This is a genomic window from Isoptericola aurantiacus (genome assembly GCF_044769875.1).
Taxonomy (GTDB): domain Bacteria; phylum Actinomycetota; class Actinomycetes; order Actinomycetales; family Cellulomonadaceae; genus Isoptericola; species Isoptericola aurantiacus.
In genome coordinates, this window is the sequence record NZ_JBJBAE010000001.1 from 826955 (window position 1) to 846953 (window position 19999).

17 protein-coding genes are annotated in these 19999 nt (G+C 74.1%); 1 reads left to right on the forward strand and 16 read right to left on the reverse strand.

The window, feature by feature from the left end:
- Nucleotides 1–47: 47 nt before the first annotated feature.
- Entirely contained in the window at nt 48–3362 is a 3315-nt protein-coding gene (locus tag ACIQLL_RS03755) for a PQQ-dependent sugar dehydrogenase (RefSeq protein WP_402463450.1), read from the reverse strand.
- 421 nt (nt 3363–3783) lie between these two features.
- On the opposite strand from ACIQLL_RS03755, the gene ACIQLL_RS03760 reads away from it, so the two are divergent.
- The gene (locus ACIQLL_RS03760; protein ID WP_402463453.1) at nt 3784–5016 is read left to right on the forward strand and encodes an ROK family protein; all 1233 of its coding nucleotides are present in this window, start codon (nt 3784–3786) and stop codon (nt 5014–5016) included.
- On the opposite strand, the gene ACIQLL_RS03765 is transcribed toward ACIQLL_RS03760, so the two are convergent.
- The 15 genes from ACIQLL_RS03765 to ACIQLL_RS03835 form a co-directional block, all read right to left on the reverse strand.
- Entirely contained in the window at nt 4982–6349 is a 1368-nt protein-coding gene (locus tag ACIQLL_RS03765; protein WP_402464618.1) for an alkaline phosphatase family protein, read from the reverse strand. The genes ACIQLL_RS03760 and ACIQLL_RS03765 overlap by 35 nt on opposite strands.
- 5 nt (nt 6350–6354) lie before the next feature.
- A complete protein-coding gene (gene eboE / locus ACIQLL_RS03770; protein WP_402463456.1) occupies nt 6355–7533 on the reverse strand; it encodes a metabolite traffic protein EboE in 1179 nt (392 codons plus the stop codon).
- 3 nt (nt 7534–7536) lie between these two features.
- On the reverse strand, nt 7537–8430 hold the full coding sequence (locus tag ACIQLL_RS03775; protein WP_402463458.1) for a TatD family hydrolase: 894 nt from the start codon (nt 8428–8430) through the stop codon (nt 7537–7539).
- 57 nt (nt 8431–8487) lie between these two features.
- Nucleotides 8488–9081 (reverse strand): EboA domain-containing protein, encoded by a 594-nt coding sequence (locus tag ACIQLL_RS03780; RefSeq protein ID WP_402463461.1) that lies wholly within the window; start codon nt 9079–9081, stop codon nt 8488–8490.
- Nucleotides 9078–10013 (reverse strand): sugar phosphate isomerase/epimerase family protein, encoded by a 936-nt coding sequence (locus tag ACIQLL_RS03785; RefSeq protein WP_402463464.1) that lies wholly within the window; start codon nt 10011–10013, stop codon nt 9078–9080. The genes ACIQLL_RS03780 and ACIQLL_RS03785 overlap by 4 nt, the downstream gene beginning before the upstream one ends.
- Nucleotides 10010–10861, reverse strand: coding sequence for an SCO3242 family prenyltransferase (locus tag ACIQLL_RS03790; protein ID WP_402463467.1), 852 nt, complete (start codon nt 10859–10861; stop codon nt 10010–10012). Before ACIQLL_RS03790 ends, ACIQLL_RS03785 begins: the two co-directional genes overlap by 4 nt.
- Nucleotides 10858–12066 (reverse strand): inositol-3-phosphate synthase, encoded by a 1209-nt coding sequence (locus ACIQLL_RS03795; RefSeq protein ID WP_402463470.1) that lies wholly within the window; start codon nt 12064–12066, stop codon nt 10858–10860. Before ACIQLL_RS03795 ends, ACIQLL_RS03790 begins: the two co-directional genes overlap by 4 nt.
- 132 nt (nt 12067–12198) lie before the next feature.
- Nucleotides 12199–13257 (reverse strand): PDDEXK nuclease domain-containing protein, encoded by a 1059-nt coding sequence (locus ACIQLL_RS03800; protein WP_402463473.1) that lies wholly within the window; start codon nt 13255–13257, stop codon nt 12199–12201.
- 71 nt (nt 13258–13328) lie between these two features.
- Nucleotides 13329–14291, reverse strand: coding sequence for a hypothetical protein (locus ACIQLL_RS03805; RefSeq protein ID WP_402463476.1), 963 nt, complete (start codon nt 14289–14291; stop codon nt 13329–13331).
- Entirely contained in the window at nt 14288–15106 is an 819-nt protein-coding gene (locus ACIQLL_RS03810; protein ID WP_402463479.1) for a hypothetical protein, read from the reverse strand. The genes ACIQLL_RS03805 and ACIQLL_RS03810 overlap by 4 nt, the downstream gene beginning before the upstream one ends.
- A 129-nt stretch (nt 15107–15235) precedes the next feature.
- Nucleotides 15236–15802 (reverse strand): GNAT family N-acetyltransferase, encoded by a 567-nt coding sequence (locus tag ACIQLL_RS03815; RefSeq protein WP_402463482.1) that lies wholly within the window; start codon nt 15800–15802, stop codon nt 15236–15238.
- On the reverse strand, nt 15799–17637 hold the full coding sequence (glmS, locus tag ACIQLL_RS03820) for a glutamine--fructose-6-phosphate transaminase (isomerizing) (protein ID WP_402463485.1): 1839 nt from the start codon (nt 17635–17637) through the stop codon (nt 15799–15801). The genes ACIQLL_RS03815 and glmS overlap by 4 nt, the downstream gene beginning before the upstream one ends.
- A gap of 36 nt (nt 17638–17673) precedes the next feature.
- Nucleotides 17674–17934: a hypothetical protein gene (locus ACIQLL_RS03825; protein ID WP_402463488.1), complete on the reverse strand. Its 261-nt coding sequence runs from the start codon at nt 17932–17934 to the stop codon at nt 17674–17676.
- An 82-nt stretch (nt 17935–18016) separates the two neighbouring features.
- A complete protein-coding gene (locus ACIQLL_RS03830) occupies nt 18017–18637 on the reverse strand; it encodes a response regulator transcription factor (RefSeq protein WP_402463491.1) in 621 nt (206 codons plus the stop codon).
- Nucleotides 18634–19884 (reverse strand): sensor histidine kinase, encoded by a 1251-nt coding sequence (locus tag ACIQLL_RS03835; RefSeq protein ID WP_402463494.1) that lies wholly within the window; start codon nt 19882–19884, stop codon nt 18634–18636. Before ACIQLL_RS03835 ends, ACIQLL_RS03830 begins: the two co-directional genes overlap by 4 nt.
- Nucleotides 19885–19999: the final 115 nt, after the last annotated feature.

Consider the following 19999-nt stretch of genomic DNA (forward strand, 5'->3'; position numbering starts at 1 on the left):
CCGAGGGGCCGGTGGGGTGGGGGCCCGCCCACCCCACCGGCATGCGGTCAGCGGAGGCTCTCCTTGAGGGCCTTCGCGTCCCGGATCAGGACGTCGTCGTCGGCGAAGCGCTGGAAACGGTCGAGGGCGCGCACCGCCTGCTTGTCTCGTCCGCGGTCGGCGTGGAGCTCGGCGATCCTCAGGTTGACCTTGAGGACGACGAACTCCGCGAACCGCAGGTCGCGGTCCTCCCGCAGCCGGTGGAGGTGGGCGCCGAGGTCGTCGAACGACGTCGTGACGGTGAACGTCACGACCGTCTCGGTCTCGTTGCCCGCCGCGTCGGTGGCGACGACGACCAGCTCGTGCTCGCCGAGGTCGATCGTCCACAGGTCGAGCTCGCCCGGCTCGACGGCCTCACCGTCGAGCGTCACGCTGCTCGCGTCGACCCCCGACGTCGCGTCGGTCGCCTCGACGCCGATCTCGACGGTCTGCGAGGATCCGAGCGCGTCGCCGTCGGCCACACCGGTCACCGCGACCTCGGGGGCCGTGGTGTCGATGCGGACGGTCACGGAGCCGACCTCGGAGACGTTGCCCCCGGTGTCGGTCGCCCGGAACAGCACCTCGTGCACGCCGTCGGAGTCGAGGGTGACGGGCTGGAGGGTGCCGAACCACGGGTGCCGGACGCTCTCCCAGGTCTCGCCGCCGTCGTAGGAGACCTCGCCGTCGCCGATCGCACCGTTGTCGGTGGCGTCGAGCGTCAGCGTGACGGGGCCCGTGTACCAGCCGTTCGCGCCGGTCGGCTCGGCCGGGTCGAGCGTGGCCGAGACCTCGGGCGGGGTGACGTCGGTGACGCCCGGCCCCTGGAAGGTCAGGGTGTCGAGCTCGACGCCGCCCGTGGAGGTCACGAACAGCTCGCCGGTGCCCTCGGGGAACGTCGTGACGTCGGCGGCCACCGCGGACCAGCCGCCGGAGGAGAAGTCCGCCGTGGCGAACGGCTCGGCGTCGGACGCGCCCCAGCGGAGTGCGATCGTGCCGTCTCCGGACCCGCGGACCTCGACGCCCTCGATCCCGGCGAAGTTCACCGGGTCCCAGGCGAGGTGGTCGCCCGCGTCGAACGAGGCGACCTTGGACAGCGCTCCTGCCGTGTCGTCCGCGACGACCTCGACGCCGTCGAGCGTGTCGGCGTGCTCCGCCTCCTGGACGAACGGGTTGAGCAGGAGCGACACCTCGTCCTGCGCGGGCGGGATGTCTCCGTTGCCCTGGTCGGTGTAGGTCGCGACGACGACGCCGAAGAGCTTCTCCGTCTCGCCGTGCTCCGGGGCGTCGGCCGGCGTGGCCCAGGCACCCGAGCAGCCGCTGCCGAGCACCTCGGGGTGGGCGTGCGTGTCATGGCCCAGACCGAAGGTCCAGCTGAGGTTCGAGCACACCGTCTCGTCCCCGTCCTCCGGGTCCGTGGTGCTGAACGCGTACGGCACGGCGTCGCCCCAGGAGAAGAACCCGCCGTCCGGCGGGAACTCCGCGGTGAGCGTGGGTGCCACGTTGCCGACGGTGATCAGCTCCGAGGTCAGACCGATGCGCCCCCCGGGGTCGGTCACCCGCAGGCGGACCGTGTACTGGCCGAGCTCGGTGTAGGTCGTGCTGACCTCGACGCCCGTCTCGTCGAACGTGCCGTCACCGTCGAGGTCCCACTCGTAGGTGAGCTCGCCGCCCTCGGGGTCGCTCGATCCGGACCCGTCCAGCGTGACGGTCAGCGGTGCCTCGGACGAGGAGATCGGGTCGGCCTCGATGTGCGCGGTCGGCGCCTTGTTCCCCTCGGCGTAGTCGACCCGGTACAGGCCCGCCTCCGGGTTCTGCCGGAAGAAGCCGTTGCCGTAGTCGAGGATGTACAGCGACCCGTCGGGACCGAACTCCATGTCGATCGGGCCGTCCGTGATGGCCTGGACGTTGTCGGTCAGCGCCGCGTTGGGCAGCACGTGCTCGACGTGCGTCACGGGACCGTCGCGGTCCGGGACGGTCAGCGCGGCGATGTAGTCCTGGGAGAACTCGTACATGAACGCCTTGCCGTCCCAGTACTCCGGCCACTGCGTCTCCGGGCCCTCCGGGTCGTAGGCGAACGTGGGTCCGCCCATCGGTCCCTGACCGCCCTGGACGTCGAACTCGACGAACTCGTCGAACGGCTGGTCACCCGGGTTGTCCCCGTAGTAGACCTGTGGAGCCGTGGCCGGCGGCAGGACGTCGAGCCCGGTGTTCCAGGTGGAGTTGTTCTCGGCGCCGGCCTCGCAGTCGAACCAGGGCCCCGGCGTCGCCGTGGCGTAGTCCCACTCGTTGTAGTTGGCGTTCGGGCCGTGGCAGTAGGGCCACCCGCCGTTGAGCGGCTGGGTGGTGCTCTGCCACTCCACGTACCCCATCGGGCCGCGCTCGTCGCTCGCGACGCCGGAGTCCGGGCCGTAGTCGCCCCAGCTCACCGCACCGGTGACGTCGTCGACGTCGATGCGGAACGGGTTGCGCAGCCCCATGACGAAGATCTCCGGCCGGGTGCCCTCCGTGCCGGGCTCGAACAGGTTGCCCTCGGGGATCGTGTAGCTGCCGTCCTCCTCGACGTGCACCCGCAGGATCGCGCCCCGCAGGTCGTTCGTGCTGCCGGCGCCGCGCCGCGAGTCGAACCCGGGGTTCATGCCCGGCGCGTTGTTGTTGGGCGCGAACCCGTTGGCGCCGGGCGTCCCCGCCGGGGTGTTGTCGCCGGTCGACAGATAGACGTTGCCGTCCGCGTCGAAGTCGATGTCACCACCCACGTGGCAGCACTGCCCGCGCTGGACCTCGACCTGCAGGATGTCCTGCTCGCTGCTCATGTCGAGCGCCCCGGCCTCGGCGTCCCACTGCACGCGGGAGAGCTGGTTGTAGCCCTTCCACTGGTCCCAGTAGGACTCGTCCTCGCCGGCGGGCAGGGAGTTGGGTGCCGATCCGGTCGGCGTGGTCTCGGGGTAGTCCTCCCCCTCCATGACGCGCGGCGCGTAGTAGAGGTAGACCCAGCCGGACTCCTCGAAGTCCGGGGCCAGGGCGATGCCCTGCATCCCGTCCTCGGAGTTGGCGTACACGTCGACGGTGTTGATCACGTCGGTGACGCCGGTGGCGGGGTCGGTGTGCCGGATCGAACCGTCGCGCGCCGTGTGCAGAACGCTGCCGTCGGGCATGACGGCCAGGGCGATGGGTTCGCCGGTGTTCTCGGAGAGGAGGATCTTCTCGTAGTTGGACCAGTCGAGCGCCGCCTCGGCGCCGTCCTCGGACCCGTGATCGACGCCGTCGTGGGCCGAGGCCGCCGTCGGCAGTGCCAGGGCGAACGTCGCGGCCAGTGCCGCGACGACGCGTGAACGCCTAGAATTCACTTCGCACTTTCCTTCCGTGGATGAGTGCGTGAGGACCCCGCCGCACGCCCCCGTCGCTGCCACGACGGACCCGGGCACACGGCGGGGTTCCTCACGTTCGCGCCCGGTGCCGCACTGCGAGCCGGGGGCGACAGAGGGGACTGCGGTCGAGGCGGCGTCGAACCCCGTGACGTCCGCCGGTCCGGTGTGCCGAGAGCTCTGCGGGGCTCGGCGCGCGACGAGCCGGGCGTCCCGGCTCCCGTGAGGAGGCGGGAGCCGCGCCGGCGGCCCCGCGATCCCTGATCCGCAGCACCTGTGCTGCGCGGTCTGCTCTGACCATGGGCACGACAGTAGGACCACTTCTGCCAAGCGTCAACCAAAAGTTGAATTCACCCGACGGAACTTCTGCCGAGGGCTGCGTGAACTGTGGTTGACTGGGCTGATGACGACGGCGTCCGCCCCGGAAGAGCTCGCCCCCGTGCTGCGCCTGCTTCGCGACGGGTCGCCCCGGACCCGGGCCGAGCTGGCGCGGATCACCGGGGTGTCCCGGTCCACGATGGCCACCCGCATCGACGACCTGCTCGCCCTCGGCCTGGCTCGGCCGGCGGGCGACGCCGCGTCCACGGGCGGACGCCCCGCGGCCACCTTCTCCTGGGCGCCTGACGCCCGGCTCGTCGCCGGGGTCGACCTCGGCGCCACCCACGCCCGCGTGCTGCTGGCCGACCTCGCGGTCCGGTCCCTCGGCCAGCGGGTCGTGCCGCTGTGCATCTCCGAGGGCCCGCAGCCCGTCCTCGACCGTGTGGTCGCCCTGGTCCACGAGCTCCTCGCCGCCGCGGGGCGCGGCGCGTCGGACCTGGTCGGTGTCGGCGTCGGCCTGCCCGGCCCGGTCGACCACGCCACGGGACGCCCCACGAAACCGCCGATCATGCCCGGATGGGACGGTGCGGACGTCGTGGGAGCGCTCCTACCACGCCTCGGCGGCGCTCCGGTGATCGTCGACAACGACGTCAACCTCATGGCGCTCGGCGAGCACGCCACCGCGCTGCCCGACGTCGGCCACCTGCTCTACGTCAAGGTCGCGACCGGCATCGGGTCCGGGATCATCGCCGAGGGCAGGATCCACCGCGGCGCCCAGGGCAGCGCCGGCGACCTCGGCCACGTCGCGGTCCCCGGTGGAGACCCCGAGCCCTGCTCCTGCGGGAACACCGGTTGCCTCGAGGCGGTGGCGGGGGCCGGTGCCGTGGCCCGCCGCCTCACCGCCGCCGGGGTGGAAGCACGGACGGCGGCCGACGTCGTCGAGCTCGTCCGCCACGGCGACCGCCGGGCCGCGGCCGCCGTCCGGGAGGCCGGGCGCGCCGTCGGCGCCGTCCTCGCCGGCTGCGTGAGCATCCTCAACCCGTCGGCGATCGTGATCGGCGGGTCCCTGTCCGGGGCCGGCGAGCACCTCATGGCGGGCATCCGCGAGGTCGTCTACGCCCGGCCGCTCCCCCTGGCGACGCAGCACCTGCGCGTGCTGCCCAGCAGCACCGGCCCCCTGGCCGGCGTGCTCGGCGGCGCCTGCGCCGCGGTGGACCACGCCCTGTCCGCCCCGGGCCTGTTCACCCTCCGGGACACCCCGCCTGCTCCCGCCGCCGCCGGTCTCAGGCCGGAACCCGCGCGCCCAGTGCCAGCCTGACGAGCAGGTCCCGGACCTCGGTGGCCGCCACCTGAGGCGGCGCGGCGCCCGGTACCGAGCAGAGCAGCACCGGACCGTCCGCCGGGTCCGCGGGCAGCCGGCCGTGGGTACCCGAGACCGGGGCCGGGTCGAGCGGCACCACCCGCATCGTCGAGCGCAGCCCGGTCTTCTTGCGCAGCACGTGCAGCAGCGCCCGTCCCTTGACCCAGCGGTCGCCCGGGTCCCAGAAGAGCTCCGCCGGGTCGAACCCCGGCTTCTTGTGGATCTCGACGGACCGCGCGAAGTCCGGGGCCAGCGCGTCGTCCAGCCAGTAGTAGTAGGTGAACCAGGCGTCCGGCTCCGCCACCAGCACCAGGTCCCCGGCGCGGTCGTGGTCCAGACCCGCGGCCCGCCGCCCCGCGGCGTCCAGCACCTGGTCGACGCCGGGCAGCTCGGTCAGCAGCTCCGCCACCTCGGCCACGTCGTCGGGATCGTGCACGTAGACGTGCGCGACCTGGTGGTCCGCGACGGCGAACGCCCGCGACGTCCACGGGTCCAGGAGCTCGCCGGTGGCGTTGGTGTGGACATGGAGCAGTCCCGCGCGGCGCAGCGCCCGGTTGACGTCCACCGGCCGGCGGGCCGCTGTGATCCCGTACTCGCTGAGCGCCACGACGGTGGTCCCGGTGCGTTCCGCGTCCTCCAGCAGCGGGGCCAGCACCTCGTCGACGGCGCGGGCCGCCGCCACCGCCTCCGGACCGTCGGGCCCGAACCGCTGCAGGTCGTAGTCGAGGTGCGGGACGTAGACGAGCGTCATGTCGTGGTCCGGCAGGAGGCGGCGGGCGGCCGCCACGATCCACCGCGACGACGCGATCCCCGCCGTCGGGCCCCAGTAGGTGAACAGCGGGAACGGGCCGATCTCCGCCTCGAGCTCGTCGTGCAGCTCCGGCGGCCAGGTCCAGCAGTCCGGGTCCTTGCGGCCGTCCGCGTGGTAGACGGGCCGGGGCGTGATCGTGGTGTCCGCCGTCGACCCCATCGCGTACCACCAGCAGACGTTGGCCACCCGGTAGCCGGGGCGCTCGCGGCGGATCGTCTCCCACACCTTCTCCCCCGCCACGAGCCGGTGGTGCTGGCGCCACAGCAACGGTTCGCCCAGGTCGCGGAAGAACCAGCCGTTGCCGACCACCCCGTGCTCCTGCGGCAGCAGGCCCGTCAGGAACGTCGACTGCACGGAGCACGTCACGGCGGGCAGGACGGTGCCCAGGGTGGACCGCCCTCCCTGCTCCGCGACGCGGCGCAGCCGCGGCATGTGCTCCAGCAGGCGCGGGGTCAGCCCGACGACGTCGAGCACCAGCATCCGGGTCACAGGACCTCCATCCCGCGGTCCACCAGCCGGGACCGCGTCCAGTCGAGCTCGGCCGCGATGCCCGCGACCAGGCCGTCGTCGTCACGCGGGCGCAGGTGCTCCGGCAGCACCGACCACGTGTAGGTCTCCGTCTCGAGGTGGTCCACCAGCGGGTGCTCCCCGCCGACCAGGAGGTCCAGGGCCTCGGTGAGGACGTCGCGCGTGCTGCGCAGGGGTGGGCGCGGGTCGGCGTGCAGCGGCACGTGCACGTGCACGCGCCACGGGTCGCTGCCCGGCAGGCCCGCCACGCCCTCGGCCCGGCCCAGCGCGTCCGGGAGGTCGTCACGCCGCAGCACCCCCGCCGTCGACCGCTCCCGTGTCTGGTGCAGGAACCGCGCCTCGACGAACTCCTCCAGCGCGGCCAGCGCCGCCGGGTCGGTCGGGTCCTCGCAGTGCAGCGCCGCGGAGACCTGCGTCTTGACCACCGGGAGCCCGGCGTCCCGCAGTGCGTCGAGCGCGGCGGCCGGCTCCTCGAACTCGCACGCCAGGTGGCACAGGTCGAGGCAGGCGCCCAGGCGGTCCGCATCGACGCCGCGCAGGTGCTCCGCGACGCCGGCCGCGGTCTCGCCCACGCAGCCCGGCTCGGGCTCCACCGCGACCCGCACGGTGCGGCCCGTGGACTCCTCGAGCGCGGCGAGACCGGCGGCGAGACGGTCGAGGCGGTCGCGTGCCGCGGCCGACCGCTCGGCGTCCCACGGTTCGCGCCAGCCCAGCGGGAGCGTGCTGATGCTGCCGCGGGCGACGTCGTCGGGCAGCAGCTCGGCCAGCACCCGGGCGCAGTCGAGCGTGTAGTCGAGGCGGGCATCCTCGGTCCAGTCGGGCCGGTAGACGGCCTTCTTGACCACGGGAGCGTGGAAGTTGCCGTACGGGAAGGCGTTGACCGTCACGACCTCGAGCCCCTCGTGGTCGAGGGCCTTGCGCAGGAGCCCGACGGCCGCCGGGTCCGCGGCGAGCTCGCGGGTGGCGCGGGCGGGCAGCCAGAGGCCGAGACCGAGGCGGTCCGCGCCGAGGCGCCGGCGGACCGGCCCGGCGTAGCGGCCGAGCTGGTCGACCAGGCCGTCGACGTCCTGGGCCGGGTGGACGTTGGTGCCGTAGGACACGTGCAGGACGGTCCCGTCGGGATGGCGCAGACGCATCGCTCAGACCCCCGCGCCGGTGGCCGCCGGAGCGACAGGTTCGCCCCGCAGCACCGAGTTGCCCTCGAAGGTGCCCGCACCGGCCTGGCCGTCCGGCTCCGCGTCGTCGAGCAGCAGGCGCCCGCTCTGGCCGTAGAACGCCACCGGGTTGCGCCACAGCACGCGGTCGACGGCGTCGTCGTCGAACCCGTCGGCGAGCATCGCCTGCCCGGTGCGGTACGTCTTGAGGGGGTCGGACCGCCCCCAGTCCGCCGCGGAGTTCACCAGCACCCGCTCCAGCCCGCGGCGTCGCAGGATCGCGACCATCCGCTGCTCGTCCATCTTGGTGTCGGGGTACACCGAGAACCCGGCCCAGCACCCGGCGTCGTCCACGAGGTCCACGGTGGTCTCGTTGAGGTGGTCGACGACGACCCGCTCCGGCGCGACGCCGACCTCCCGGACGATCTCGAGCGTGCGTCGCGTGCCCGCCACCTTGTCCCGGTGCGGGGTGTGGACGAGCACCGGCAGATCGTGCTCCCCGGCGAGCTCGAGCTGGCGCACGAACACCGTCTCCTCGTCGTCGGTCATGGAGTCGAACCCGACCTCGCCCACGGCGACGACGCCGTCCTTCTCCAGGTAGCGCGGCAGCAGGTCCAGCACGCCGTGGCAGCGCCGGTCGTTCGCCTCCTTGGGGTTCAGGGCGATGGTGGCGTGGTGGGCGATGCCGAACTGCGAGGCCCGGAACCGCTCCCAGCCGAGCAGCCCGTCGAAGTAGTCGACGAACGACCCGACCGACGTGCGCGGCTGCCCGAGCCAGAACGCCGGCTCGACGAGGGCGCGGACGCCCGCCGCGTGCATCGCCTCGTAGTCGTCGGTGGTCCGGGACGTCATGTGGATGTGGGGGTCGAAGATCCGCACGGGCACTCCTCGGGTCGGTCCGCGCCGTCGCGGACGGGGTGGTCGGGGTCGGTCCGGTCAGGGGGCGCTCGTGCGCGTGGCGAGCAGGCGTTCGGCGTCGGCAGGCACCTCGCGGCCGGCCGCCTTCCGCTCGGCCGCGTAGTCGGCGACCATGCGGTCGAGCTCGGCGTCCCGTCGCACGTCGAGGCCGGCGACGGCGGACAGCGGGATACCGGTGAACAGGCACTTGAGGACGCCGTGCCGCCAGTGCTCGGCGGGCAGGTGCGCGGCCGCGTAGGGGCCCATCGCGGCGGCGACGAGGCGCAGGTCGTTGGTCCGCAGCGCATCGAGCACGATCGGCACGGCCGCGTCGGCGACGTCGACGTCCGCCAGGGCGAGCAGGACGGCCCGGCGCTCGTCGGCGTCACCGTCGTCCCAGGCCCCGGTCAGGACGGCGGTGGCGTCGGCGGACCGTTCGCACGCCGCCACGACCAGGCGGGCCCGGGCGACGTCCTCGACGCGCAGGCCTTCGGGTCCGGGGCCGCGCCCGACGACGCGGGACGCGCGGGCGACGGCGCGCGGCAGGGCGGCCGGGTCGTCGCACACCTGGGCCAGCAGGGGGGCGAGGCGCTCCTCGGCGTCCGGGTCGAGCACGGTGCGGGTCACGGTCATCGGGACTCCTGGGGTTCTCGGGCGGGCGCGTCGGCAGGGACGGGTGCGGGCGGCCCCGAGCGCTCGGCGGGAGGTCCTGCGGGCCGCACCGGCACGCCGACCGACGTCGCGGCGTCCCGCAGGGCACGGATGCTGGTCGCGGCGAGCCGCGCGGCGGCGTGCGAGTGCCGGGGCAGCTCGACGGAGGCGAGCCCGTCGTAGCCGACCTGGTGCAGGGCGGCGAGCACGGCGGGGAGGTCGACCTCCCCGGTCCCCAGCTCCAGGTGCTCGTGGACCCCGCGAACCATGTCGTCCACCTGGACGTGGGCGACCAGGTCCCCGACGCGCCGTACGACGTCCGCCCCCGGCTCGTCCTCGACGCACGTCAGGTGGCCGACGTCGAGCGTGAGGCGCAGGGCCGCGGGGTCGCCGAGGTCGCCGCGCAGCCGCAGCACGTCGTCCACCCGCTCGACGAGCATGCCGGGCTCGGGCTCGAACGCCAGCACGACGCCGGCCGCGTCCGCGAGGGTCAGGACCTCCTCCAGACCGGCCCGCAGCCGCTCGTGGCCGGTCCCCGGCGCCGTGCCGGGCGGCAGGACGCCCGACCAGAGGTGCACCACGTCGGAGCCCAGGTCTTGCGCGACGCGCACGGCCGTGCGCAGCAGGTCGACGCGCCGCTCCCGTCCGGCGTCGGACACCAGGGTCGGTTCGTGCTTGCGCCGCGGGTCCAGCACGTAACGGGCCCCGGTCTCGACCACGACGTCGAGACCGTGCCGGTCGAGCAGCCGCGCGACGTGAGCGGTGCGGCGGGCCAGGTCGGGTGCGGCCGGGTCCAGGTGCATGTGGTCGAGCGTGAGGGCCACGCCCCCGTACCCGAGATCGGCCAGCAGGGCGAGGCAGTCCGCGAGCCGGTGGTCGGCGAACCCGTTGGTGCCGTAGGCGAGCGTGATCACGTAGCACTCACCCGCCGCATGCCGGCGCGGGCGATCGGCACCGCGGCCAGCAGTCCGGCCGCGACGCCCGCGGCGCCCCGTCCGGCGGCGAGCGCCGCCTGGAGCGGCACCATCCCGCGGATCCCGACACCCGTGGCGCGGCGCACACGTCCGGCGTCGGGCCGCCGGGCGGCGTCGAGCTGCGCGGGCAGGACGGCGGCGGCGTAGGCGACGGCGAGCCCGGCGGCGAGGACGACGTCGCGGGGACGCCTGCGCCCCGTGGCCACCGCGCCCGCCGCGACGCCGACCGTCGCGGCGACGGCGGTCCAGGCCTGCGTCGACGTAGCGCCGTGCACCTCGCCCCGGCTGAGGACGGTGACCGCGAGCGTGTGCACGCCGACGAGGGCGGCGGGACCGACGGCGGCACGGTCCCCGGCCGCGCCGAGCAGCACGTCGAGGACCCGCGTCGAAGCCATCACGACTGGGCCCGCAAGCGTGGGCTTCGCGACGACGTCGTACGTCCAGACGGCGGCCGCCAGCGCGGCGGCCACGGCGAGGGGGCGGCGCCCCGCGACGGCGGCGCAGGCCAGCCCGGCGCCGGTCAGGCCGGCGGCGACGGCGAGCGCCTCCGACGGCGTGACGCGGCCCGACGGGATCGGGCGCTCGGGACGCTCGACGGCGTCCAGGTCGCGGTCGGCCCAGTCGTTGAGGGCCATCCCCGCCCAGTAGAACGCGGCCGAGGCGAACGGGAGGGCCGCCGTGCGCGCGCCGCAGGGCCAGCCCGCCGCCGCGGCACCGGCGAGCGAGTCGCCCGGCACGGTCAGCGCGGCGGGGAGCCGGACGAGCTCGACGACGTCGGCCGCCCTCATGGAGCGAGGTCGGGACGGACCGGCGCGGCGGGCTCGGGTCCTTCGGCGAGGATCCCGCACCACCGGACGAGAGCCTGCCACTGGTCGGCCAGGGCGTGGACGGTGCCGCCCAGCGGCTCCTTGAAGAAGAACCCGAGGGGGGCCAGCGGGCCCGAGGCCCCGACCTCGTGCGCGCGGGCGGTCAGCCGGGCGAGGTCGAGCACCAGCGGCGCGGCCAGCGCCGAGTCGCAGCCCTCCCAGGTGACCTGCATCCGCATCCGGGTGCCGAGGAAGCCCTCGAAGGAGACGTGGTCCCAGGCCGTCTTCCAGTCGCCCATGTCCGCCACGTGGTCGATGCGGACCGGGCCGTCGACGGGGTAGCCGAGGATCGCCTCGACGGCCATGGCCTTGGTCGCCGTCTTGCTCGCGGCCGCGGCGGGGTCGGCGAGGGTGCGCCCGTCGCCGCCCCCGAGGATGTTGAAGGCCGACCAGGAGCGCACCGCGAGCGCCCGCGTGGCGAACATGGGGGCCAGGGTGGTCTTGAGCAGGGTCTCGCCGGTCTTGCCGTCGCGCCCGGCCCAGGGCAGGTGCTGGGTCTTGGCGAGCTCCTCGAGCGCGGGGGTCCGCGGTCCGGTGGACGGGGTGAACTCGACGAACGGGCAGCCGGCGCGGAACGCGGCGTAGGCGTAGAGCGAGGACGGCGGCAGGGGTGCGGTGCCGGCGTCGAGGAGCTGGTCGAGCTCGGCGAGGGATCCCACGAGGTCCGCCTCGGGGGCCGGCGGCTCGGTGCTGGAGACGTCGACGACGACGACCCGGTCGAGATCGTGCGCGGTGCGGAACTCGCGCAGGTCCTGCTCGAGACGGTCGACGGTGGCCCGGTCGCCGTGGCCGTCGGTGCCGGGGCGGACCCGCGCGTCGGCGGCGGCGAGGCCGTCGACGACGGCGTCGACCGCAGCGGCGGGGATCACTCCGGAGGCGGCCAGCTCGTGCGCCCGGTCCGTCATGCTGCCGGCGACGTCGTGCCCGCCGACGACGAGGCTGCTCAGGGGGACGAGGCTCGCCCGGGCGACCTCGGGGAGCTCGCTCACGAGCCCCGTCGTCGCGGAGCCGCCGCGGGCCAGGTGCAGGGCGCCCACGGTGGCGGTGGTGGCGACCGATCCGCGGGCTCCCACGAACCACAGTCCGGTGCGCGGTGAGGGGCGGTTGACGTCATCGTCAGAGACCATGCACCGCACGCTACGCCACTTCTGCTCACTGTCAAGCAAATGTCCCGCTCTGCTCGACGGAAGCCCGCACCGGCCGCCTCGAGGACGGACCCCAGCAACGGCGCCGTGACCCGTGCCGCCGGGCGGCATTGCTCAGGATCGGTGGTCGAACTCGTCCTCGATGACGGCCGCGAGCTCTGCCGCGCTGGGCAGTACGCCGCGGGCGTCTGCCGGCAGTCCTTGGTAGTCCGCGACGGCGACGGGCGCGCTGGTGCTGGCCAGCGCGTACCGCACCGTCGGACCGGACTTTCCGGTGCACAGCAGGATCCCGATCGTGGGCGCGTGGATCTCGGGGCGACGGAACTGGTCGTCGACGATCGCGACGTAGGTGCCCAGCTGGCCGATGTGGGCGGGTTCGAAGGGTCCGATCTTGAGCTCGACCACGACGTAGCGCAGCTGCTCGACGTGGAAGAACAGCAGGTCGACGAAGAACTCGTCGACGCGGTCGCTGGCGTCGTCCGGCACGCTCAGGCGCACCTGCCGGCCGACGAACGCCATGCCGCGCCCCAGCTCGAGCATCGTCTCCTGCAGCCGGTCCATCAGCGCCTGCTCGACGTCCCGTTCGGCCACGAGCTCGACCATCGCCAGGTGCCCGAAGACATAGGGGTCCTTGACCAGCTGCTGCGCCAGCTCGGAGTCCGGGGCCTCCAGGGCAGCGGTGAAGTTCGTCGGCGCCGCTCCGACGGCGCCGCGAAGATCCGCCTTGATCTGGTGCTCCAGCACCGCGCGTGACCAACCGTCCTCCACGGCCCGTGCGGCGTACCAGTCGCGCTCCTCACGGCTCTTGAGGCGGTCGAGCAGCACCGTCACGTGCCCCCACGGCAAACGTCCAACGGGTTGTTGGACGAACTCCTCCTCGGTGGGCCAGGTCTCCGCGGCCCGCCGCATGTACAGCAGGTTCGACCGTGACCAGCCACGCTGGTCAGGGAACTCACGCTGCAGGTCCGCCGCCAACGACGTGACGACCTTGCTCCCCCAGCCCGCAGATTGCTGCCGCTCCAGGATGTCGCACCCCACCGACCAGTACAGGCGCAGGACCTCGGTGTTCGCCGCCCGAGCCGCCCGAAACCGCGTCGCGCGCACCCGCGCCTTCAGATCAGCCAACAGCTCGGCGTACCCAGCCGGCTCGAGCTCGTTCCCCGGAGACGTCATGCGCGACATCCTGCCCCGGACGACCGACACCGATCCTGGCGGACAGGCCAGGTCCGTCCGCGCACCCGCGCTCAGGTCGACGGTGAGCCCGAGGGCGGGTCGTTGACGAACCGGAACTTCACGCGCACGTCGTCGAGCGGCACCAGGAAGGTCGACCCGTGCTCCGTCCACCGCTCCGGGACCAGGAACAGCGCGCCGTCCCCCTCCGCCAGCAGCCGCAGCCCGCGGTACCGGTAGCGCAGCTCGCCCGGCTCACCGTCGGGCAGCGCCGTCTCCACCACCGTGTCGTCCCCCGGGGCGAGGCGCTCGCGGGTGTCCACGACGACGGCGGGCAGGTCCGTCAGGTCGCGGGCGAGCACCTTGGCACGCGCGGTCCCCGACCACGCGGCGACGGTCGCCGTCGCCCAGAACATCGCGGCCACGACGGTCAGGACGAGCAGGACGACGGCGGCCCGTCCCGGATCGGGTCGCAGCGAGGAGCGATCGGCCCCTTGTTCTTCCGTCGTGTCCCCGGAGTCCTCCGGTCCGCCCGCGTCCTGGGGCGCCGTCCGTGGGTGCCGCCGTACCCACGACAGCCCGTAGGCCAGCAGCGCTGCGCCCGCACCCAGCACCGCGGGCGTGACGAGCTCCGCCCAGTCGCCGAGCATCGGGGTGGCGAGCACCAGCACGACGCCGCCGGCGAGCGCCGTCGCGCCGACCGCGACCAGGCCGCGCACCCACCGCCGGGTCGTCGCGCCGGCCGATCCGGCGAGCCGTCGCCGCAGGGCGGCGTCCAGCAGCACCAGGGCCGCACCGACGACCAGGACCAGGAGCATCGGGACCAGCAGGGGCTGCGGGCTGCGCATGACGAACTCCTGGGTGCTGTACCCGAGCACGTCCACGTCGACCCCGAAGTAGAGGAACTGCGACCGCGAGGAGACGTAGCCGAAGTAGAACAGGATCGCCGTGACCAGGGTGGCGGGTGCCACCACCGAGCCGACGACCGACCAGACCCGGCCCAGCGTGCCGCCGGGGGCGGATGCGGCGTCGGTCACGGCGCGTCCTCCGCGCCGGAGCCGTCGTCCGCGCCGGAGCCGGAGGTCCCGCCGTCGTCACCCGTGTCCGGCGACCCGCCGTCCGTCCCGTCGTCCGTCTCGCCCACCGTGCCGCCGTCGTCGGAACCGCCGCTGCCGTCACCCGACTCGTCGTCGCCGTCGGTGCTCTCGCCCGGATCGTCGGTGGACCCGCTGGTGGCGTCGCCCGGTGCGTCGTCGGTGGACGACGCCGCGTCCGGGTCGGGGTTCGGCATCGCCCAGGTCTCCGGCGACACGGAGTCGCGGTAGTCGACGCAGTCCTGCGCCACCGTGCACCCGACCCGCACGACGAGGTCCACGCCGACGGACTCCGCCGTCGGGTCAGGCGGGACGAGGCCGACGACGCAGGTCGTGTGGGCATCGTCCAGCGTCGTGCCGAGGCAGGCCGGCTGCTGCGGGCAGGCCACGCCGGTGTCGAGGCCCGCAGGGATCGTGCGGATCTCGGTGACGACCAGCCAGACGCCGGCCGGCGGCGTCGCGTTGTTGCTCACCGCGCCGCACCACCCGTCCCCGACGAGGTCGCTGGTGGCCCCGCCCGCGGGCAGCCCGACGATCGTGACCTCCGGCCCCGCGTCCTTCGGTGGCTGCGCCGGTTCCTCGTCGCCCTCGGCCTCGGGCTCGCCGCCCGCGTCCGGATCCACCGGGACCTCACCGCTGCGGGAGGCCGACGGCGTGGGCTCGGCCGACACGTCGTCGGCGGCGGTGGTCCCGCCCCCCGAACAGGCCGCGGTGGCGGCGAGCAGCACCCCGGCGAGGATCGCCGTCGTCCGTCTCATGACGCACCCGGTCTCCCGGCGGCCGCGTCGCGGTCGTCGCGCAACGACCGGGGCCTTCCGCCCCGGCCTCCTGCCCTTCCCTCTCTAGAGATCGCGGGGTCGCCCCGGTGATACAGGGCGGGTGCGGGGTCAGCGGGCCGGCACCTCGGGCGGCAGGACGAGCAGCAGGGCGGGTGGCGCGTCCGCACGCTGCCAGTCGAACCGCGCCTCCCCGACCACCTCCCACCCGAGGTGACGGTAGACGCGGGCCGCGACGCCGTCGCGGTCGTTGACGTCGAGCACGGGTGTGCGCCCCTCGGCACGCAGGTGCGCGACCGCCGCGTCCAGCAGCCGCCTCCCGACGCCGCGCCCCTGGGCCGCCGGAGCCAGGAAGAACACCGAGACGCAGCCGAGCTCGCCGACCGGCCGGCCGGCACCGGCCGACCAGATCGCCCCGTGCCGGTCGTCCGCCACGTCGGTGACGCTGACGTGCCCGACCACGACGCCCTCGACCTCGGCGACCCACGCCGCGCGTTCGCCGTCGCGCACCACGAACTCCTCGACGGCGTACGGCAGCGGCCACTGGTGGGGGTAGCCCGAGATCGGCTGCTGCGCGCCGAGCGCCTCGGCGAGGGCCGGGAGGTCGTCGTGGCGGCGTGGCCGGACGGTGACGACCGGGTCGACCACCCCGTCGCCGCCGGTCGAGGTCGTGCTCACTCGACCGTGACCGACTTGGCCAGGTTCCGCGGCCGGTCGACGTCCTCGCCCAGCGCGACGGCGGCGTGGTAGCCGAGGAGCTGGGTGGGGACGGTGAGCAGGATCGGGTCCAGCTCGACCTCGTTGCGCGGCACCTCGAGGCGCGACGTCGCGGCGTCGCCCAGCTCGACCCCCGGGTGCGTGATCGCGACGACGGCGCCGCCGCGGGCACGGATCTCCTGCGCGGCGGTGATGTTGCGCTCCACCAGGTCGTCGTCCGGGATGATCGCCACCGAGGGCAGCTCCGGGCTGATGAGGGCGAGCGGCCCGTGCTTCAGCTCGCTCGTCGGGTAGGCCTCCGCGTGCCGGTAGGTGATCTCCTTGAACTTCTGCGCCCCCTCGCGGGCCACCGGGTAGCCGCGCACCCGCCCGACGAAGAACAGGCTGCGGGCCGTCGCGAGCTCCTGCGCCGCGGCGACGAGTGCCTCCTCGCCGGCGAGGATCTCGGCGATCTGCCCCGGGATCGCGCGCAGACCGGCGATGATGCGCCGGCCGTCGGCGTACGAGAGGTCGTGCACCCGCCCGAGCGCCAGGGCGAGCAGCGCGAAGCCGACGGACATGTGCGTCAGCGCCTTGGTGGAGGCGACGGCGACCTCCGGGCCGGCGTGCAGGTAGATCCCGCCGTCGACCTCGCGGGCGATGGACGAGCCGACGGCGTTGACCAGCCCGACGACGGTGCCGCCCTTGCGCCGGACCTCGCGGACGGCGAACAGGGTATCGGCCGTCTCGCCCGACTGGCTGACCACGATGTACAGGGTGCTCGGCTCGATGATGGGGTTGCGGTAGCGGAACTCGCTGGCGGGTTCGGCGTCGGCGGGGATGCGGGCCAGGTCCTCGATCATGGCGGCCCCGAGCTGGCCGACGTAGTAGGCGGACCCGCAGCCGAGGACCTTGACGCGCTCGAACCGTCGCAGGTCGCGCGGCTCGAGGTTGAGTCCGGCGAGCTTGGCGGTGCCGAACCGGTCGTCGAGGCGGCCGGTGAGCATGCGCTCGACGGACTCGGGCTGCTCGTGGATCTCCTTGTGCATGAAGTGCTCGTGCCCGTCGAGCTCGAGCTCCTCGACGGTGAGGTCGATGGTGACGGCGGCCCGGGCGGTCCGGTCCTCGCCGGCGGTGAAGCTGTGGAAGCCGTCGGCGGTGACGGTGGCGAAGTCGCCGTCGTCGAGCAGCACGACCTGGCTGGTGTGCCGCACGATGGCGGCGGGGTCGGACGCGACGAACATCTCGCCGTCGCCCACGCCCAGCAGCAGCGGGGAGCCGTTGCGGGCCACCACGACCCGGTCGGGCGCCTCGACGTCGAGCACGGCGAGGGCGTAGGTGCCCACCACCTGCCCGACGGCGGCACGCACCGCGTCCTCGAGGCTCGCCCCCGCGGCGAGCTCGCGGGCGACGAGGTGCGCGACGACCTCCGTGTCGGTGTCCGAGGTCAGCGTGACGCCGTCGTCGGCGAGGCGGCCGCGCAGGGCGGCGAAGTTGTCGATGATCCCGTTGTGCACCACGTGCACCCGGCCGTCGGCCGACGTGTGGGGGTGCGCGTTGCGCTCGCTCGGCTCGCCGTGGGTGGCCCACCGGGTGTGGCCGATGCCGGTGGTGCCGGTCAGGCGTGCGGGCAGGGCGGCCTCGAGGTCGCGGACCCGGCCCTGGGAGCGGACGACGCGCGAGGGGTGCGCCGTCGACCGCGGGTTGAGCACGGCGACACCGGCCGAGTCGTAGCCGCGGTACTCCAGCCGGGTCAGGCCCTCGACGAGGACGGGGGCGGCCTGCTGGGGGCCGACGTAGCCGACGATTCCGCACATGGGAGATGCTCCTGGGGATGGGTAGGGACGGTGGGGTCAGCCGTAGACGACGCGGCGGACCTGACGCTCGGTGAGCGCCGGAGCTGCGACGACACGCTCGCGCAGCTCGGCGGCGACGGCGGCGTAGATCTCGGCGTTGCGGTGCCCGGAGGCCTGCAGCGTGGCGTGCCGACGGCGCACGTAGTCCTCGACGGGTTCGGCGTACCAGGCGACGACGTCCTCGGCCACGCGCGCGGCCTCGGACGTGCTCAGTCCCGTGGTGGCGGCCAGGCGGGCGACCAGCTCGGCGTCGATCACCGGTTCATCATGGACCTTTCACTTCCGAGTGTCCATAATCTGCCCGAATTCGGGCAGATCCAGGCTTCAGGTTGCTTCGAGGTCAGAGCATGCCGCGGTCGCGTGCGGCGGCAGCGGCTGCGGTGCGTGACTGGGTGCCGAGCTTTGTGTTGATGTGGGCCAGGTGCGACTTGATGGTGGCGACGGAGACGAAGAGCTCGCGCGCGATGGCGTCGTTGGAGCGTCCTGCCGCGACCAGGCGCAGGACCTCGAGCTCGCGTGAGCTGAGGTTCTCGCTCGGGCTGCGCATCCGGCCGAGGAGTCGGCGCTGTACGTCCGGTCCGAGCGCGACCTCTCCTGCGGCGGCCGACCGGATGGCGCGGGCGAGCTCTTCGGTGGGTGCGTCCTTGAGGAGGTAGCCGGTGGCGCCGGCCTCGATGGCGGCGAGGATGTCGGCGTCGGTGCCGTAGGTGGTGACGACGAGCACCGGCGAGCGGCGCCGGCGCACGATGGCTCCGGTGGCCGTAGCACCGCCCATCCGGGCGTCGCCGAAGCGCAGGTCGAGGAGGATGACGTCGGCCTGGCCGCCGTCGTCGAGCCAGGCGAGCAGGTCTTCGGCGGTCGAGGTCTCGTGGACGACCTGCATGTCCGGCTGGCTGTCGACGACGGCGCGCAGCCCGGCGCGGACCACCGGGTGGTCGTCGGCGAGGACGACGTCGATCATCGGGCGCCCTCCGCTCCTCGGGTGGGCAGGGTGACAGCGACGGCGGTCCCGCTGCCGGGGCTGGTCTCCAGTGCGAGGGAACCACCGAGCTCGCGGACGCGCGAGCGGATGGCGGGGATGCCGAAGCCTCGTCCGCGGGCTCGGTCGTCGTCCAGGCGTGCGGCGTCGAACCCCGCGCCGTCGTCGACGACGTCGAGGGTGACGGTGTCGTCGTCATAGGTCAGCGTCATCTGGGCATGGGTAGCGCCCGCGTGCTCGGTGACGTTGGCGAGTGCGGACTGGGCGATGCGCAGCAGCGCGGTCTCCAGCGGAACCGGCAGGGGGCGGGGCGTGCCGGCCGTCCGGACCGAGACCGCCAACGGTCTCCGCCGTCCGCCGTCGGCGTCGTCGTCGGTGGTAGCGGCGCGCTCGGCGACCCGGCGCAGCGCCGCGACGAGGGTGGTGCGTTCGAGGTCACCGGGGGTGAGGTCCTCGACGACGCGCCGCGCCTCGGCGAGGCTGTCGCGCGCCGCGGCGCGTGCCTGTTCGATCAGCGTCTGTGCCTTGTCGTCGTCGGTGCCGAGGGCGTCGTCCGCCGCGCGGAGCAGCAGCTCGATCGCGGACAGGGACTGCGCCAGGGTGTCGTGGATGTCTCGCGCGAGGCGGGCACGCTCGTCGGTGACGGCCCGCTCCCGCTCGGCCTGGGCGAGGTGCTGGCGCACCTGGGTCAGCTCGTCGACGGTGCGCTGGCGCGACTGGGACTCGCGGACGAACGCCTCGATGCCGCTGACCACGCCCACGGCGACGGCCGCTCCGAGTACCGGCCCGAGCACGAACCCGGTCCAGGGGTCGCCGGCGCCGGCCTGTACCAGCAGGCCGTCGGCGACGGCGAGCACCGTGGTGAGAACGACCGCGATGACGCCGCGGTGGGGGCCGAGAGCGTGCATCTGCAGCAGCATGAGGGGGAACGCGAGCCAGAGCGCCGCCGGGGACAGCCACAGCAGCGCGGCCCAGGGGACCAGAAGTGCGGCGATCCACGCGACGTCGGGCCACCAGCGTCCCCGCGGGGTGTCCACGGACCGTTCGTGCACCCGCACGACCAGACGACCCCAGACGTAGAGCCCGGCGAACGCTGCCGCGACGAGCAGCACAGGCCAGCCGACGCCCGAGGGCGCTTGCACCACGGCGACCACGACGAGGGCCGCGAACAGGACATCCAGTCCCTGGATGACGCCGCGGGTCGCCGACGGCAGGGGGTGACGGATCACCCGTCCACGGTAGCCAGGCCAGGCGACGGCGCATCGTCCGAAAGGTTGATCGGCGGACCACACCTTCGGCTCCGAAGGATCACCCCGGATCGCGATGACCGCACGCCTGCCGACA

Bases quoted from the DNA above. Each gene is read 5' to 3' on its own strand.
- ACIQLL_RS03760 (WP_402463453.1), top strand. From the start codon at position 3,784: ATGACGACGGCGTCCGCCCCGGAAGAGCTCGCCCCCGTGCTGCGCCTG.
- ACIQLL_RS03765 (WP_402464618.1), bottom strand. From the start codon at position 6,349: ATGCTGGTGCTCGACGTCGTCGGGCTGACCCCGCGCCTGCTGGAGCAC.
- eboE (WP_402463456.1), bottom strand. From the start codon at position 7,533: ATGCGTCTGCGCCATCCCGACGGGACCGTCCTGCACGTGTCCTACGGC.
- ACIQLL_RS03780 (WP_402463461.1), bottom strand. From the start codon at position 9,081: ATGACCGTGACCCGCACCGTGCTCGACCCGGACGCCGAGGAGCGCCTC.
- ACIQLL_RS03790 (WP_402463467.1), bottom strand. From the start codon at position 10,861: ATGAGGGCGGCCGACGTCGTCGAGCTCGTCCGGCTCCCCGCCGCGCTG.
- ACIQLL_RS03795 (WP_402463470.1), bottom strand. From the start codon at position 12,066: ATGGTCTCTGACGATGACGTCAACCGCCCCTCACCGCGCACCGGACTG.
- ACIQLL_RS03800 (WP_402463473.1), bottom strand. From the start codon at position 13,257: ATGACGTCTCCGGGGAACGAGCTCGAGCCGGCTGGGTACGCCGAGCTG.
- ACIQLL_RS03810 (WP_402463479.1), bottom strand. From the start codon at position 15,106: ATGAGACGGACGACGGCGATCCTCGCCGGGGTGCTGCTCGCCGCCACC.
- glmS (WP_402463485.1), bottom strand. From the start codon at position 17,637: ATGTGCGGAATCGTCGGCTACGTCGGCCCCCAGCAGGCCGCCCCCGTC.
- ACIQLL_RS03830 (WP_402463491.1), bottom strand. From the start codon at position 18,637: ATGATCGACGTCGTCCTCGCCGACGACCACCCGGTGGTCCGCGCCGGG.